Annotated in this window: 17 protein-coding genes; 12 read left to right on the top strand and 5 right to left on the bottom strand. The window is 56.9% G+C overall.

All coding sequences use genetic code 11. From position 1 onward, the window contains the following. A partial coding sequence (locus ACESLM_RS19510) for a hypothetical protein (RefSeq protein WP_372633225.1) occupies nucleotides 1-181 on the top strand: 181 nt, incomplete at its 5' end. 6 nt (nucleotides 182-187) lie between these two features. Further along, entirely contained in the window at nucleotides 188-1,672 is a 1,485-nt protein-coding gene (gene yabN, locus ACESLM_RS19505; protein ID WP_372633224.1) for a bifunctional methyltransferase/pyrophosphohydrolase YabN, read from the top strand. A gap of 31 nt (nucleotides 1,673-1,703) precedes the next feature. Here the strand turns inward: yabN and ACESLM_RS19500 are convergent, their stop codons facing one another. Beyond that, the gene (locus ACESLM_RS19500) at nucleotides 1,704-2,141 is read right to left on the bottom strand and encodes a hypothetical protein (RefSeq protein WP_372633223.1); all 438 of its coding nucleotides are present in this window, start codon (nucleotides 2,139-2,141) and stop codon (nucleotides 1,704-1,706) included. Between the two features lie 251 nt (nucleotides 2,142-2,392). On the opposite strand from ACESLM_RS19500, the gene ACESLM_RS19495 reads away from it, so the two are divergent. From ACESLM_RS19495 to ACESLM_RS19485, 3 genes are all read left to right on the top strand, one after another. Beyond that, entirely contained in the window at nucleotides 2,393-2,665 is a 273-nt protein-coding gene (locus ACESLM_RS19495) for an HU family DNA-binding protein (protein WP_372633222.1), read from the top strand. A 3-nt stretch (nucleotides 2,666-2,668) separates the two neighbouring features. Continuing rightward, on the top strand, nucleotides 2,669-2,950 hold the full coding sequence (locus tag ACESLM_RS19490; protein WP_372633221.1) for an RNA-binding S4 domain-containing protein: 282 nt from the start codon (nucleotides 2,669-2,671) through the stop codon (nucleotides 2,948-2,950). A gap of 172 nt (nucleotides 2,951-3,122) precedes the next feature. Continuing rightward, nucleotides 3,123-4,823, top strand: a complete 1,701-nt coding sequence (locus tag ACESLM_RS19485) for a hypothetical protein (protein ID WP_372633220.1) — start codon at nucleotides 3,123-3,125, stop codon at nucleotides 4,821-4,823. Between the two features lie 96 nt (nucleotides 4,824-4,919). Here ACESLM_RS19485 and ACESLM_RS19480 read toward each other — a convergent pair whose 3' ends face one another. Both ACESLM_RS19480 and ACESLM_RS19475 read right to left on the bottom strand, forming a co-directional pair. After that, entirely contained in the window at nucleotides 4,920-5,552 is a 633-nt protein-coding gene (locus tag ACESLM_RS19480; RefSeq protein ID WP_372633219.1) for a nitroreductase family protein, read from the bottom strand. Nucleotides 5,553-5,579: 27 nt separating this feature from the next. Beyond that, nucleotides 5,580-6,554 (bottom strand): DMT family transporter, encoded by a 975-nt coding sequence (locus ACESLM_RS19475; RefSeq protein ID WP_372633218.1) that lies wholly within the window; start codon nucleotides 6,552-6,554, stop codon nucleotides 5,580-5,582. A gap of 215 nt (nucleotides 6,555-6,769) precedes the next feature. Here ACESLM_RS19475 and ACESLM_RS19470 point away from each other — a divergent pair, with 215 nt between their 5' ends. The 7 genes from ACESLM_RS19470 (at nucleotide 6,770) to spoIIE (ending at nucleotide 14,288) form a co-directional block, all read left to right on the top strand. Then, the gene (locus ACESLM_RS19470; RefSeq protein ID WP_372633217.1) at nucleotides 6,770-8,113 is read left to right on the top strand and encodes an aminotransferase-like domain-containing protein; all 1,344 of its coding nucleotides are present in this window, start codon (nucleotides 6,770-6,772) and stop codon (nucleotides 8,111-8,113) included. 106 nt (nucleotides 8,114-8,219) lie between these two features. Next, on the top strand, nucleotides 8,220-9,296 hold the full coding sequence (locus ACESLM_RS19465) for a lactonase family protein (RefSeq protein ID WP_372633216.1): 1,077 nt from the start codon (nucleotides 8,220-8,222) through the stop codon (nucleotides 9,294-9,296). Between the two features lie 132 nt (nucleotides 9,297-9,428). Then, the gene (gene yabP, locus ACESLM_RS19460; RefSeq protein WP_372633215.1) at nucleotides 9,429-9,713 is read left to right on the top strand and encodes a sporulation protein YabP; all 285 of its coding nucleotides are present in this window, start codon (nucleotides 9,429-9,431) and stop codon (nucleotides 9,711-9,713) included. Then, entirely contained in the window at nucleotides 9,710-10,303 is a 594-nt protein-coding gene (gene yabQ, locus ACESLM_RS19455) for a spore cortex biosynthesis protein YabQ (protein ID WP_372633214.1), read from the top strand. Before yabP ends, yabQ begins: the two co-directional genes overlap by 4 nt. A gap of 153 nt (nucleotides 10,304-10,456) precedes the next feature. Then, entirely contained in the window at nucleotides 10,457-10,765 is a 309-nt protein-coding gene (locus ACESLM_RS19450; RefSeq protein ID WP_372633213.1) for an FtsB family cell division protein, read from the top strand. A 126-nt stretch (nucleotides 10,766-10,891) separates the two neighbouring features. Further along, nucleotides 10,892-11,335, top strand: a complete 444-nt coding sequence (locus ACESLM_RS19445) for a S1 domain-containing RNA-binding protein (RefSeq protein WP_094048516.1) — start codon at nucleotides 10,892-10,894, stop codon at nucleotides 11,333-11,335. 442 nt (nucleotides 11,336-11,777) lie between these two features. Then, nucleotides 11,778-14,288, top strand: a complete 2,511-nt coding sequence (spoIIE, locus tag ACESLM_RS19440) for a stage II sporulation protein E (protein ID WP_372633227.1) — start codon at nucleotides 11,778-11,780, stop codon at nucleotides 14,286-14,288. 61 nt (nucleotides 14,289-14,349) lie between these two features. Here the strand turns inward: spoIIE and ACESLM_RS19435 are convergent, their stop codons facing one another. Next, nucleotides 14,350-14,862, bottom strand: coding sequence for a hypothetical protein (locus ACESLM_RS19435; protein WP_372633212.1), 513 nt, complete (start codon nucleotides 14,860-14,862; stop codon nucleotides 14,350-14,352). A gap of 40 nt (nucleotides 14,863-14,902) precedes the next feature. Then, the gene (locus tag ACESLM_RS19430) at nucleotides 14,903-15,169 is read right to left on the bottom strand and encodes a hypothetical protein (protein WP_372633211.1); all 267 of its coding nucleotides are present in this window, start codon (nucleotides 15,167-15,169) and stop codon (nucleotides 14,903-14,905) included. Nucleotides 15,170-15,209 lie beyond the last annotated feature (40 nt).

Raw genomic sequence — 15,209 nt, 5'->3', positions numbered from 1 at the left:
CCTGCTTGTCGCCCTGCCGGGCGTCGCGCTCGGGGCCGCCGTCTTCGCCGCCGCGCTCGTCGCCCTGGGCGCCTTCGCTCCGCGTGAATGGCGCGAGCTGCCGGGAATGTCCGGCACCCGCCTCGACCGCTGGCTGCTTCGCATCAGAACCCTGACTCATCGGGATAACCAGGAAGGATGATCATAGATGGATAACAAATCTTCGATTACCGTCGTCGGACTCGGCTCCGGAGGAGAGGATCAGCTGACGCTCGGCACGCTGAAGGCGCTGGAGAAGGCGTCGAAACGCTACGTCCGCACCGCGGACCATCCGGCCGTCGCCGATCTGAGGCTTCGGGATATCGGCTTCGACTCGTTCGACCGGCTGTACGAGAAGCATGAAGAGTTTGGCCGGGTATATGAGGCGATCGCCGACGAATTACTGGCCGCGGCGGCGGGCAATCCGGGAGAGACGATTGTCTACGCGGTTCCCGGACACCCGATGGTCGCGGAGCGGACGGTGCAGCTGCTTAGGCAGCGCGCGCCCGAGCAAGGAATCGAGCTGCGTCTGCTGGGCGGGGAGAGCTTCCTCGATCAGGCGTTCACGCGCCTCGGCTTCGATCCGATCGAGGGTTTTCAGCTGCTGGATGCATCGGAGCTGACGCGCGAGCATCTGCGGCCGCGCCTGCATACCGTAATCGGACAAGTGTACGATGCGTACACCGCCTCCGAAGCGAAGCTGGCGCTTATGAACGTCTACCCGGACGATCATCCGATCGTCGTCGGACAAGCGCTGGGCGTGGAAGGGCAGGAGCGGATTATACACATTCCTCTCTATGAGCTCGATCGCTTGGACAGCTACGGCAACTTGATGCTTGTCTACATTCCGGCCAGCGCGGACGACCGGCTTCGCCGCCGTTCCTTCGAGCGTCTGCACGAGATCGTCGCCATTTTGCGCAGCCCCGAAGGCTGTCCGTGGGACCGGGAGCAGACCCATCAGTCGATCCGGCGCAATTTCATCGAGGAGACGTACGAGGCGATCGAGGCGCTTGACCTGGATGATCCGGACGGCATGAGGGAGGAGTTCGGCGACGTTATCTTGCAGGTGCTGCTGCATAGCCAGATGGAGGAGGAGACGGGAGCGTTCGACGTGTACGACGTTCTGGCCGAGCTGAACGACAAGCTTATCTTCCGTCATCCCCACGTGTTCGGCGGGGAGAACGCCGAAGATGCCGAGGCCGCGCTTCGCAACTGGGAGCAGATGAAAGCCGAGGAGAAGAAGCGCAAGGGGCAAGCGGAACGGCAATCGATCCTCGACGGCATCCCGAAGGATCTTCCGGCGCTGCCTCGCGCGCACAAAGTACAGAAGAAAGCCGCCTCCGTCGGCTTCGACTGGCCGAACCTGGACGGCGTCTTCGACAAGATCGAAGAGGAGCTTTGCGAGCTGCGGCAGGCCGTCCGAGAGGAGTCCGCGGAGCGGCAGCGGGACGAGCTCGGCGATCTGCTGTTCGCCGTCGTCAACGCGTCGCGCTTCATCAAGGCCGATCCCGAGGAGGCGCTGGCGGGAACGAACCGGCGGTTCTCGGAGCGGTTCAAGTACATCGAAGAGCAGCTGCGTATAAGCGGACGAACTTTTGGGGACACTGATTTGATAGAGATGGAAGAATGGTGGCAAGAGGCGAAATCCCGATAGAAAGGAGGCTGCGAAGACTCTTTGAAACGGACTAGCAGTCTAGCAGACCGTTAATCTGCCCAACGGGCGTTACTAGCGCGAAGTAACGGTTAACCGGCCGAATAGGTGCCGCCAGCGCGAAGTAACGGTCTACCAGACCGTTAACCGGCCGAATGGGCGCTGTCAGCACGAAGTAACGGTCTACCAGACCGTTAACCGGCCGAACAGGCGCTACCAGCGCGAAATAACGGTCTATCAGACCGTTAACCGGCCCGACCCGCGTCGTCAGCGAGCGATAACGGTCCACCAGACCGTTAACCGGCCGAATAGGCGCTGTCAGCACGAAGTAACGGTCTATCAGACCGTTAACCGGCCGAATAGGCGCTGTCAGCACGAAGTAACGGTCTACCAGACCGTTAACCGGCCGAATAGGCGCTGCCAGCGCGAAATAACGGTCTATCAGACCGTTAACCGGCCCGACCCGCGCCACCAGCGCACGCGTCGTTCAACATCGTCGCAACAGGACTTACCGCATACGAACTAAACCTAAAAATAACCTAAAATTCGCCGATTTCCCCGTACTTTCTACCTATTTCGAGAATTTTTTTTAGAGACTGGCAGGATTTTTTTAACAAGGGACAGAATAGTATCCATCGTGCATCAAAAAAATCAACGTTTCCAGCGCCCCCAAGAGCGGCACGGGAACGAATAAAGGTTCAACCATAGGAGGAATTCCGTACCATGAACAAAACAGATCTGATCAACAACATTGCAGACAAAAGCGGCTTGACGAAGAAAGACGTAGAATCCGTACTGAACGGCTTCCTGGGCGAAGTAACCGACGCTCTGTCCAAAGGCGACAAAGTACAACTGATCGGCTTCGGCACGTTCGAAACTCGCAGCCGTTCCGGCCGCGTAGGCCGCAACCCGCAAACGGGCAACTCCATCACGATTCCAGCTTCCAAGGTTCCTGCTTTCAAAGCGGGCAACAAACTGAAAGACGCTGTAAAATAATTCATGCGTCTTGATAAATTCCTGAAGGTGTCGCGCCTCATCAAGCGCCGCACCGTCGCGAAGGACGTGTCCGATCAAGGGCGCGTCCTTCTCAATGGCAGGGAAGCCAAGCCTAGCGCGACCGTCAAAGTCGGGGATGAGCTGGACATCCAATTCGGTCAGCGCACGCTAACCGTGCGGATCGAACGTTTGACGGAGTCTACCCGCAAGGAAGACGTCGCCGGGCTGTACACCGTTCTGAAGGAAGAGGTTCGCAAGCGCGAGGACGATCCTTTCGGACTGTAGCGTGGCAGATGTGCGGATAGAAACAAGAGTCAGCCTCTAGGCTGGCTTTTTTTGCGCGGGCGGCCTAAAAAATGCGCGGTTTACGGCTTAAGAAATTCGAGGCAGACAGCCGATTGAACAAATGGTACAATTTAGGAGGTCAATGGCCGAACAAGAATACGGAGGCTCTGGCATGGACCTTTATCTCAGACGGATTTGGAAATACAAGTTTCACTACCTGCTGGCGTTCCTGCCGCTGATGGTGATTTTATTGTTGAAAATCGTTCCGTTTCTCATCGGAGTTCGCATGGCTTTCGTCAACTTTAATCCGTTTTACGGCTTATTCGGGAGCGAGTGGGCAGGTTGGGCGAACTTCGAAGGCCTGTTCAACACGCCGGAATTCGGGAATATCCTGACCAACACGCTCGCGATCAAGCTCTCTTATATGGCCGTCGTAGGGACCGTATCGCTTGTTCTCGCGGTTGCTCTGAGCGGAATTCAATCAGCCCGGTTGCGAAATACGTTCGTTCTCTTATTCCTGATCCCTTATTTCATCCCGTCCTCCGTTTTTGCGGATGTCGCGGCGTTTCTGTTGTCGCCGTCACAATCGGTTTTTCCGATAGCTAACTCGCCTCTGGCCGATCCTGCGTACTTCAGGGCGGTCGTCTACTTGCTGGAAACCCTGAAAACCTGCGGCATCCCCGTTCTCCTCGCGCTGGCTGCGATTCGGGCCTATTCTTCCGGGTCGCGAGCGTTCGGAGTCCGGCAGATTCCCCCTTTCTATCCCGCTTTGCGGGCTCTTGTCGCTTTTCTGCTTATCCAATTGTCTACGATCTTGTCTACCGATTTTGAGTTGCTTCATCGTTTGATCAATCCGATCGTCTTCTCGGTCAGTGATACGGTGGACACCTTCGGTTTCCGGATCGGCTTTATGAATGCCCATTACGGCGTGGGCTCGGCGATGTGGCTCTTTCAGTTTGCGGTTCAGCTCATCTTTACTTTAGCGGCATATTTTCTTGTACGAAAATGGTTCTTCCACGATCTATTCACCGGCAGCTCCGCTCAAGCTTCTGGAGCGATACGGCTGAATCTCGACAAGTCCACCGGTTCCAGCTCCGGTTCGTCGGCGGGAAGAAACGCGCTCGGAATTGTCGTGGCTTCGCTGTATTCGGCACTCGTATTGCTTTTTCTGTACTTCCTGTTCGTTCATCCTTTCCTTCACGGCGAAGGCGGAGGGCCGGCTTTGTCCGACGTCTTCCCGGCGCGAAACTTTATCCTTTTCCTATTCTTTTACGGCATGGTGACCGTGATCGGTCTGCTGATCATTCTCATGCTGGCTTACCCTTTGACCGCCACTGCCCTGCCCGGTCGCAGGTTATATAAGCTCGTCCTGCTGTTTGTACTGGCGATCGGAACAGGCTCTACTTTGCATGAATATATGGCCTATCGGCAGATAGGCGCGGTCAACACGATTCTCCCCTTGCTGATCAGCGGGTTAGTCGCTATTGTGGGCGTTTTTGTGCTGAAGGGCGTCTTCAACGCCAATTACGCATCGTTAAAGCTGCAGGCCGAGCAGGAGGGACGAGGGGAAATGCATGCGTTTTTCACTCTTTTCGTGCCTAAGGTATGGAAATCGCTGCTGGGGCTTGGCGTACTGAACTTCGGTGCCCTATGGAACTCCTATATCCCGTCTCTAGTTTATCTAAGCAATCCTAAACTCTACTCCCCTGTCGCCGCCGTCACTATGTTAAGCAGAGGCATGGACTTGCAGCAGTATCCCGAGATTTGGCTGCAGTTGGGTGCGATTGTCAGCCTTCCTCCGGTTATTCTCTTATTGGCACTAAGCAGGTTTCTGACCTCGGAGGTGTTCTTGGGCGCATCCCGCAGATTTTAGCCTGCTCGTCCCGACTGTATCTCGCCTAAAATTGAAATCCCCCGACCCTGGAGGGAAATCTCCGGGGCGGGGGACATTCAAATTTTCTACACAAGATCAGCCACGATTCCAGAGCGCCGTCCGCTCGACCGGGAACCTGGAGGAAGGACGAGCCGGAGCTGCTGCCTTGCCGATCGCGATTAGCATGACCGGCACATAGCGCGAAGGAACGCCGAACGCTTCCGTGAATTGTTCGGGGTCGAACCCGCCGAGGGGGCACGAATCGTAACCCGACGCCTTCGCCGCGAGCATGAGCTGCATTGCGGCCAGCGATGCGTTGCGAATTGCTTCGTCGCGCGGGAAGGTTGAAGCGTCAGCGTAGGCCTCTTCAATTTGGCCGACCAGACCCGACTTGATCTCCTCCGACATACGTCCTGCTTTCACGTCCGGCGCATAGACCTCTTCGGCGTTCAGATGGGCTTCGAGGTCGCCCAGAACGGCGATGACGACGGAAGCTTCCGCCACTTGCCGTTGGTCGTAGGCGATAGGCAGCAGCTTCGCTTGGGCCTTCTTGTCGTTGAGCACGAGGAATTTCCAGTGTTGCAGATTCCAGGCGGACGGTGCGCTTCCGGCAATCTCCAGCAGCTCTTTAATCTCCTGTTCGCTTAGACGGTGCGAGACGTCATATTGTTTAACGGAACGACGTTCCCGAACGATAGCGAAAAAATCGGTTTGCGCAGCGGATAACATATACTCCACACTCCTTGATCTATTTAGTTAATTTTTGATAACAGAAGCTTTCATGCTCTTTTTCACGCGGCTTTCATCCGAAGGGCTCTCGGCCGCTTTTTTCCGACCCAAACGATTCGTTCCGATGACCCCGGCGATAATCAGCACCGATCCGATCAGATGGTACATCGTCAATTCCTCTCCGAGGAACATCGCTCCGGCCCCCATAGAGACGATCGTGGAGAGATTGGCGAATACGCTCATCTTCGACGCTTCCATTTTGGACAGGATGTAGTTGGCCAACAATGCCGTAACCAGCGAGGACACCACGCCCAGGAAGAGGATGGACAGGACGAAGGGGGTGCTGGAGAGCGGCGCGAAAAAGCGGTCAAGCGTTCCGCCCGCCGCATGGCCGGAGAACGACACGGCGATAAAGACGACGAACCCGACTCCGAGCGTCAAATAAGTGAGTTCCGCCGGACTGAATTGCTTCGAGAGCGAACGGGCCAGCACGGTATACCCGGCGAAAGCGAAGCACGTCAGCAATAACAAGGAGATCCCCGTCAGATTCGACCAATCGATTCCGCTGCCTTTCATCGCGAAGATGAACACGACCCCGAACACCGACAGGAAGATCGACAGCTTCTGCAGGACGGAAGTCGATTCTTTCAAAAACACGGCGGCGATAATCATCGTGACAACCGGGGTGAACGCGTACAAAATGCCTCCCTCCGCCGAGGTCGCATGCTGCAGGCCATACGCTTGAAGCGTGAAAAAACTAAGCGGATACATCGAGGCCAGCAGCAGCACTTTGTACCACGGCTTGCCCCGGTACGACAGCTTAACCCAGCCGAGCGCCACCGGAACGGACATGACCAGGAACGAAGCGGCAAACCGGAACGCCAGCGTGTCGAGCGGACCGGCGTGTTCGAGCGCGACCTTGGCAAATAAAAAGGACAGCCCGATAATGACGGCGTTCAGCACGGCGAAGGAATAGGAAAGCCTTAATTCTTTGCGATTCATGGGGACATCATCCTCTCTAACAAACGGCAGGTGTTCGCGAACGTTTCGACCGTTGTATTGAAGATAAGCCAGAACCGCGGCCGGAACAACGTCATTTTGCTCCGACTGTATCGATACAGTTGGGGTGAGCGCACCGTGAGCGTATAGTATAATGAGTAGAAATCACAGTATTCAAGAGCTATCGTTATGCCTGAATAGGGCGGGAGGAGGCGCGAGTGAAAAAGTACTTTTCGATTCTGTCCGATATGGAGAACAGGATTCGGGAGAGGCAGTACGTTCCCGGGCAGAAGCTGCCTTCCGTCCGCAGCGCCGCAGAATCGTACGGGTGCAGCGTCAGCACGATCGCGCGCGCCTACGCGGAGCTGGAGAAGCGCCACGTCGTGTATTCCGTCCCGCAAAGCGGCTTCTACGTCGTCGAGAAACCAGGAGACTGGCGAGAAGAGAGGGATGGCACGGAGATCAATTTTGCCACGGTACTGCCGGATTTGGACGTGTTTCCGTATTTGGATTTTCAACACTGTCTGAACAGAGCGATCGATATCTACAAGTACGATCTGTTTACCTACGGCGATCCGAAAGGGCTGGAGTCCTTCCGACGGACGCTGGCGTCCCATCTGGCCGAAGATCAAGTGTTCGCCAAGCCGGAGCGAATCATCGTCACCCCGGGCGCGTATCAGGCGCTGGAGATTATGGCGAGAATGCCGTTTCCAAGCGGCAAAAAGACGGTTCTGGTCGAACAGCCGAGCTATGACGGCTACTTGCGGCTGCTGGAGACGGAAGGCATACCGGTGTCCGGCATTCCGCGTACGGGCGAGGGGATCAATTTGGCGGAATTGGAGCGGAAATTCCGAAGCGAAGACATTAAATTTTTCTACACGATGTCCAGATTCCACAATCCGCTAGGCACTACCTACAGCGCGGAGGAGAGGAAAGCGATCGCCAGATTGGCCGGCAAATACGACGTATACGTCCTGGAGGACGACTATATGGCGGACCTCGGCGCAGATCGCAAATTCGACCCGATCTACGCTTACGATACGAGCTCGCACGTCGTTTACGTGAAAAGCTTCTCCAAAATCATTTTCCCCGGCCTGAGGTTGGGAGCTATCGTGCTGCCGGATCGGCTGCTCCAGACGTTCCACGCTTATAAAGTCTACCCCGACACGTCGCTGCTGTCCCAGGCGGCGCTCGAAGTGTATATCAAGAACGGCATGTACGAGCGGCACAAGCACAAAATATGCAGCCTGTACGCATCGAGAATGCAGGCGTTGAACGAGGCGGTAGAACGGTACAACGAAGCGGGTTTGATCGAAGTGCCGGACATTCGTTCGGGCATCTATATGCCATTCAAGCTGCAGCCGACGGTTAACGTGGACCGGTTGATCAAGCGCCTTGCAGACAGGAATGTCAACGTTGTTTCGGACAAAGCGTATTACCTGTCGGACTATCTGGATCGGGAGAAGTTTCTGCGCATCAGCATCTCGCAAACGAAGCCGGAGCAGATCGCCGCAGGAGTTAAGGCGATCATCGAAGAAATCAAGCGAGGCGGCAACTGGTAGCCGGACGGATTCCCCGCTTCGGAAAAACTGTTAAATGTTGTATGATAGATAAAGATTCGTCGCTTCGCCGGCGGGGCGCAATTTTTAGATAAGGGAGCATACATAGATGACCGCATCCTACGAAATCTGGATCGGCGCCTACGGCGCCAAAAACGAAGTCGGCATCACGAGAGTCGAGCTGTTGACAGAGACGGCGGAATGGGTGAAGACGGCCGAATACGGCAATATCGAGAACGCATCGTTCCTGCGCGTGAACAAGCGGGGAACGCGCCTGTACGCGGTCAGCGAGACGGACGAGCATATCGATGCCGACGGCGACAAGACGGAGGGCGGTCAGCTCGCTTCGTTCCCGATCGACGCGGACACTCGCAAGCTGGGCCCGGGTCAGTACCATCCGACCCACGGCGCTCATCCGTGCCATCTGTCGCTTACGCCTTCGGAAGATTGGTTGGCCGTCTCCAACTACAGTGGCGAGTCCGTCATGCTGTATCCGGTCCGTTCGGACGAGCGTCCGGGACCGCCGTCGATTCGTTTCCGTCACACCGGTTCGGGACCGAATCAAGACCGGCAGCAAGGGCCGCACCCGCATTCCGTCACGTTCAGCCCAGACGGGCAATATTTGTTCGTCGCCGACTTGGGCATGGACAAGATCATGACGTATGCCCGCGACACGGAAGGCAGCCAGTGGGTCGCCCACGACGCGGCTTCGCTGGAGCCGGGCGCAGGTCCGCGGCATCTCGCTTTCCACCCGTCGGGCAACGCCGTCTACGCTGTTAACGAGCTGGATAGTACGGTTACTCGGTTTGCATATGAGGCGGGCAAGCTTACGCGTCAAGAGACGCTGTCCACGCTGCCGCCTTCCTTCACGGGAGAGAGCTGGTGCGCCGAGATCGCCGCTTCTCCGGACGGCCGTTTCCTGTACGTCTCCAACCGCGGTCACGACAGCATCGGCGTCATTGCGATCGACGAGCAGTCGGGCAAGCTGAGCCCCGCCGGGTACGTCTCCACGCGCGGCAAATTTCCGCGGCACTTCGCCCTCTCCCCGGACGGGAAGTGGCTGGTCGCTGCGAACCAAAATTCGGATTCGGTCGTCCTGTTCCGCATCGAGCCGCAGTCCGGCCTTCCGGTATTCGCAGGCGCCGAGCTGGCCGTTACGAAGCCAGTGTGCGTCGTTATCCGGTAGAGCGCAAGCCGGTTCTAATTTAACTCCCATGCCCATAGGCTAGTCTTACAGTGAGTGTTCAAAAAGTTCGCTTCGTGATCAAAATCGGACTTATTGAACTACCTCTTAAAGTTAGCCTGGGAGGGGAGCTCCATGGAACATGCGAAAGGCAACAAGCATCAGGAAATCCGGATGCTGAACCGCAAGACGCTGGATATTACGGGCGTCAGCAACGTGGACAGCTTCGACAACGAAGAGTTTCTGCTGGAGACGGAATGCGGCTACTTGACCGTTCGCGGACAGAACCTGCATATGAAGAACTTAAGCCTGGATCAAGGACTCGTCTCGATCGAGGGCACGATCCATTCCTTGGTTTACCTGGACGGCAGCACGGCGGGAACGAAATCCAAAGGCCTGTTCGGGAAGTTGTTCAAGTGAACGCGGCGGCGCAAGGCATGACGATTGCCACCATGATGCTATGCGGCCTGGCCATGGGACTGGCATTCGACGTTTACCGGGTGGCTTCCCATCGCTTTCACGTCGCGCGATGGCTCTTGCCCGCATTGGACGTGGCTTATTGGGCGGCAGCTACATTGGGCGTATTCTCGGTGCTGCTCGCCAGCAATCAGGGAGAGGTCCGGATGTACGTCTTTCTCGGCCTCGGGATCGGCGTGACCGGCTACTTCGGACTGCTAAGCCCATGGATGGTTCGATTTACGGGGAAGCTGATCGACATCATGAAGTCGCTGTCCCTGTTCGTATGGAGGCTTGCTCGCGCGCTGCTGATCGTTCCCGTGCTGTGGGTTGTCCGATTGTTGGCCAAGCTGTTGGATATTCTGTTCGTCGTGACGGCCGCAACGCTGCTGTGGACGGGCAAGCTGCTGTTCAAACCGTTCGGCGCGCTTGGCCGCTGGCTGTGGATCAAGCTCCTTCCCGCAAGAAGAAGACTGGCTCCCGTCGCGGACGCATACCGCCGGTTTCGCGATCGATTAAGGCAGATTCGGGACATTTTCCGGAAAAAAAGTTAGCGTTCGCATGACGTTCGTGTTGCTTTGGTTCGACAACGTTCTTACCGGAATTGAATCCGAAGAAGGATATTTCTCGTACGTCCAGTATGTTATAATGAACGCGTCGCTCCCTACTCTCGGAGCGCAAGCTTGCTTGGGAAGGAGGCATCGGGATTGACTTCGCGTACAAGGGCCGCGACCCCCGCGGCGACGGGCGCGCGCAGAAGGTTGAAATTGCTGCTGTTTGTCGTCATTTTGTTTCTAAGCTGGGCCGGTTACGTATGGATCACCCAATCCGGACAGATCAACGATCGTTCGGCTCAATTGGAAGAAGCCAATCGCAAGCTCGCCGATGCCCAAGCGAAGAACGAAGAGTTAAAGCTGCAGATCGCACGCCTGAACGACGACGAATACATAGGGCAGCTTGCCCGCAAAGAACATGGACTCGGCCTTCCGGGCGAAGTGCCGATCAAGACGAAATAACTTCCCGATTAGCCTCGCGGGTAGTCTAACGTCTGTTGACCTTGCTTCCGCTTGTCGTTTATAATTTGCATAACCGGACGTGTAAAGTCCGGGCATACTCAGGTTCAGGGAGGAACATCGGTTTTTATGGCCATCGAAGTGGGAACCAAACTGGAGGGCAAGGTTACCGGCATTACGCATTTCGGAGCGTTCGTGGATTTAACGGGCGGCGTTACGGGGCTCGTCCACATTTCCGAGATTGCAGACAGCTACGTGAAAGACGTTCACGAGCACTTGAAGATTAATGACATGGTTAAGGTCAAGGTCATTAATGTGGACAAGGACGGCAAGATCGGACTGTCCATTCGTCAAGCCGTGGACAAACCGCCGGAACAGCAATACTCGCAACAAACGCAACAACGCGGACCCCGTGAGCGCGGCGGTCGTCCCTCCAAGCCGGGCGGTTTCGGAAGGTCTCCCTCTTTTGATGACAAATTGTCTCGCTTCCTCAAGGACAGCGAAGAACGAATTTCTACTCTTAAGAAAAGCACCGAATCCAAACGTGGCGGACGCGGCGGACGTCGTTCGTAAGATATAAGCTATGCTATAACTTATTATAGCCGGACCTCTGGGTCCGGCTTTGCTGTGTTATTCGAAAGAAAGCCGAACGCGGCGTTTCGTGCCCGCAACCTTCGCGTCCATCCGGCAAGCCCGCGCGGATCGCGTCTGAAGCGGATCGCGCGTAGCGCCATTCCCCGTCGGATGAGCGCGTTTTTTCGCTGTCGCAATTCAAGGGAATACCGGGACGGCGGCGCGCCGAAATCGCGGGCGGGCTTATGGGCGCCGAAGGTTTCGCCGATTCGCGCAAGCCGTCGCCATAGCGTCTCCGATCCTGTCGGAAAAAACTTTTTCCCCGCCAACCGTTTCTGACAAACTTCATGAAAACCCCCGCCTATAATTAAGAGCACAATTCAATCTGGTGAATGGGGTGTGCATCATGGACAAGCCGTCCGTCGTTCCTTTCGTTCCTCGCATGGGGACCGGACCTGCTGTTGCTCCGGACAAAGGTCGCAAGAGTTGGTTCAAGAAGCGGAGACGTTCCGCGCAAGCTTCCGGGGGAGTAACCCGAGAATCTTCCTTGCTGCTCCGCTGGGGGGCTGCCGTCAAAGAGCAGCAGTGGGTGCTTCTCATTATCGCGGCGGGATTTCTGCTTGGGAGGGCGGCCATGCTGGAGGGGATCGCGCCGTTCGCGGCGGCGTTCTTCGGGGTCGTGCTTTACTTAAGGAGAGATATGGCCTTCTGGGCGATGTTATCCTTGACGGCGGGCAGCTTCTGGGCGATCGATCCGATGCCGGCGGTCATCTGCGCGGAGATCGGAGTCATCTATCTTCTCTATCGAGCCTTGGTGCTCTATGAGAAAGCCGAGCTGTCCCAGGCGCCCGTCGTCGTCTTCGCCGCAACGCTTATCGTCAAAGTGTTCGCGGTGCTGCTCGCCGAGAGCGCGGGATGGATGCCGTATTTGTTAACGCTGGTGGAAGCTTCCCTTGCCTTCGTGCTCACGCTGCTGTTCGTTCATGCGATGCCCGTTCTGACGCGGACGAAGAGACCGTTCGAGATGCGGCACGAGGAATGGGTCGGGGTGGCGATCTTGCTCGCTTGCCTGCTCACGGGGCTGACCGGATGGGAGATCTACGGCGTAGCCTTGGCCGGCGTGCTGTCCAGATATTTCGTGGCGGTAAGCGCCTACGTCGGAGGGGCCGCCTTGGGCACGTCCGCGGGCGTCATCGCCGGTATGATCCTGAGCTTGTCCAATTTGGGGGCGACGGCGGAGATCGGTCTGCTCGCCTTCGGCGGACTGATGGCAGGGCTGCTGCGCGAAGGGGGCAAAGCGGCGTCGGTGTTCGGTCTGCTGCTCGGCACTTCGGTCTTCGCTTTGTTCGGAGCGACCGCGGCCGACACGATGGCCTCGACGTGGGCGACGGTGGCGGCATCCATTATGCTGCTGTTCACGCCCCGATCGGTCACGGAGTCTTTGTCCCGATTCGTTCCCGGTACTACAAACTATGCTCAGCACCAGCAGGAATATGCCCAGAAAGTCCGGGATTTGACGGCCGAGCGGGTGGAGAAGTTTTCCGAAGTGTTCCGCCAGCTGTCCCGAAGCTTTCGTCAGATGACCCAGACGGGCGACGCTCCCGCGCAAAACCGCGATTTCGATCATTTCGTCAACGAGGTGCACGAGCGGGCTTGCGCCGGCTGCCACCGGCGCAACTTGTGCTGGGACAGCCAATTTATTCAGACGTACAAGCTGATGACCGACATGATGACCGCCGTGGAGCACAATCCGGACTTGATGGCTTCGCAGCTCCCGAAGTCCTGGGGCCGGGTATGCGTGAAGACGCCGCTCGTGCTGGACGTGATGAAGCGGCAGTACGAGATCTACCGCCATGACCTTCATTGGCGGCAGCAGCTGCAGGACAGTCGGTTCCTCGTCGCCGATCAGCTGTCCGGAGTGTCCCAGGTCATGGACGACCTGGTGAAGGAAATCCGTCGCGAAGCCAAGCAGATGGAAGCGCAGGAGAGGCAAATCCGGGATGCCCTCGACCATCTGGGGCTGGCGATTCAGAGCATAGATATTTTGAGTCTGGAGGAGGGACATATCGAGATCGAGATGGTGCACGCTTTTCGCACCGGGTACGACGAATGCCGCAAAATGATTGCGCCGATCCTGACGGAAATTCTCGGGGAGACGGTCACGGTCAGCAGCGAGAGAACCGGGGAGCCGGCCGCGCATCTCAGCACGGTGACGTTCGCTTCCGCGAAAATTTACGAGGTGGAGACGGGGGTGGCGGGAGCGGCCAAGGACGGCGATCTGCTGTCGGGAGACAGCTTCAGTATGGTGGAGCTCGGCAACGGCAAGTTCGCGGTAGCGCTGAGCGACGGAATGGGCAACGGCGTCCGGGCGCGGGCGGAGAGCAGCGCGGCGCTGTCGATGCTGGAGCAGCTGCTCCAATCGGGCATCGACGAGCGGCTGGCGGTGAAGTCGGTCAACTCGATTCTGCTGCTCCGATCGCCGGACGAGATGTTCGCGACGGTAGATCTGGCGTTGATCGATCTGTACACCGCGCACGCGACGATGCTCAAGATCGGCTCGACGCCGAGCTTTATTAAGAGGGGGAGGGAGATTATTCCGATTGCGGCCAACAACTTGCCGATCGGCATTCTGCACGATATCGAGATCGACCTGTTGCGGGTGCAGCTGCAGCCGGGGGATACGCTGATCATGATGACGGACGGCATTCTCGACGCGCCGGGCCATGCGATCAACAAGGAACAGTGGATGAAGAGGGTGCTGCAGGAGCTGGACGAGGACGATCCGCAGGAGATCGCGGATTCGCTGCTCGACACGGCGCTGCGCCAATACCCCGGCGGCATTAAGGACGATATGACCGTCATCGTCACGCGCATCTCGCGCCATCGTCCGGAGTGGGCCGCCTTCCGCTGGCCGGGTCTCGCCCGGATGGAACGGCCGCGGACGGTGAGTTGAGCTTGGCCGAGGGGGGAAAGCTCCGAAAGCTTCTGGAACGCTCAGAGGCTTTCGGAGCTTTTCAATCGATGGCTTTTTCCTGCCGAGCTTGCTCCAACCAAATTTGAAACTCGGCCGACTCGGACTTCGTTTCGAGTAGTCCGTTCATATATGGCAAGTCCAACTGCTCGAGATACATAAGCAGCATCCGATAGCCCCACTCGCGGTCCCTTGCCGAACTCCAATGAACGGTTTTACGCAAACGATCCAAAATGATATCCTCTAAGCCAATGACGTAGACAAGTTCATTTCCTACCTGCAACTCCGTTATTTTATCGTAATCGCCAGCCAGGAGATTAGAGGGGACTTCTACGGAAATGCCAACCACGGGATGCAGCCAACTGCGCCCGATCTTCCGAAACCCAAGCAGAGTCAATGTCTCTCCTGCTTTATCGTATCCGCTAAGCACGAAGTCGATATCTTCAGTCGAATAGCCGCTTAACGTATAAATTTCGACGGACAAACCTCCCACGATGATCGGTTTGATGTTTTGCTGCATCAGAATATCCGTAATGATTGCCGCTGCATGCAGCATCTTCTCGAACTTCTCCTTATTTGCCAGCCGTGTAAGAGCTTCATTCGCTTCTTGTATACTTAGCAATCGTCAGCACCCGCCTTTCGGCGTCGTATTTAACTTCCCCGCTCCTCATAGCGATCAATAGCTTGCGACGGGCCAAAACGTTCAGCGCCTTGATCTCGTCCGAATCTCTCGGAGGCGTGAGCGCGGGTCGATCCTGCCGAGGATTCGCGAGAGCGCGAAAGAGCTGAACGGAGTGGTCGATAGAGAAGCGAACCGAGGCATCGCTTCTGCGCTTCTGCTCTTTAAGATCGTCCAAGCTCATTTTTTTCAAAGCTCCTCACACCCTTCCCTAGTCGCATTAT

This window comes from Cohnella sp., assembly GCF_041641335.1.
Taxonomy (GTDB): Bacteria; Bacillota; Bacilli; order Paenibacillales; family Paenibacillaceae; genus Cohnella.
The sequence above is the reverse complement of the archived record's forward strand: the minus strand, read 5'-3'. Positions and strand labels throughout refer to the sequence as shown.

What these genes read in the sequence shown, in the direction of transcription:
- yabN (WP_372633224.1), top strand. Translation starts at nt 188, where the DNA reads ATGGATAACAAATCTTCGATTACCGTCGTCGGACTCGGCTCCGGAGGA.
- ACESLM_RS19495 (WP_372633222.1), top strand. Translation starts at nt 2,393, where the DNA reads ATGAACAAAACAGATCTGATCAACAACATTGCAGACAAAAGCGGCTTG.
- ACESLM_RS19490 (WP_372633221.1), top strand. Translation starts at nt 2,669, where the DNA reads ATGCGTCTTGATAAATTCCTGAAGGTGTCGCGCCTCATCAAGCGCCGC.
- ACESLM_RS19485 (WP_372633220.1), top strand. Translation starts at nt 3,123, where the DNA reads ATGGACCTTTATCTCAGACGGATTTGGAAATACAAGTTTCACTACCTG.
- ACESLM_RS19480 (WP_372633219.1), bottom strand. Translation starts at nt 5,552, where the DNA reads ATGTTATCCGCTGCGCAAACCGATTTTTTCGCTATCGTTCGGGAACGT.
- ACESLM_RS19475 (WP_372633218.1), bottom strand. Translation starts at nt 6,554, where the DNA reads ATGAATCGCAAAGAATTAAGGCTTTCCTATTCCTTCGCCGTGCTGAAC.
- ACESLM_RS19465 (WP_372633216.1), top strand. Translation starts at nt 8,220, where the DNA reads ATGACCGCATCCTACGAAATCTGGATCGGCGCCTACGGCGCCAAAAAC.
- yabP (WP_372633215.1), top strand. Translation starts at nt 9,429, where the DNA reads ATGGAACATGCGAAAGGCAACAAGCATCAGGAAATCCGGATGCTGAAC.
- ACESLM_RS19445 (WP_094048516.1), top strand. Translation starts at nt 10,892, where the DNA reads ATGGCCATCGAAGTGGGAACCAAACTGGAGGGCAAGGTTACCGGCATT.
- spoIIE (WP_372633227.1), top strand. Translation starts at nt 11,778, where the DNA reads ATGGGGACCGGACCTGCTGTTGCTCCGGACAAAGGTCGCAAGAGTTGG.
- ACESLM_RS19435 (WP_372633212.1), bottom strand. Translation starts at nt 14,862, where the DNA reads ATGCTGCATGCAGCGGCAATCATTACGGATATTCTGATGCAGCAAAAC.
- ACESLM_RS19430 (WP_372633211.1), bottom strand. Translation starts at nt 15,169, where the DNA reads ATGAGCTTGGACGATCTTAAAGAGCAGAAGCGCAGAAGCGATGCCTCG.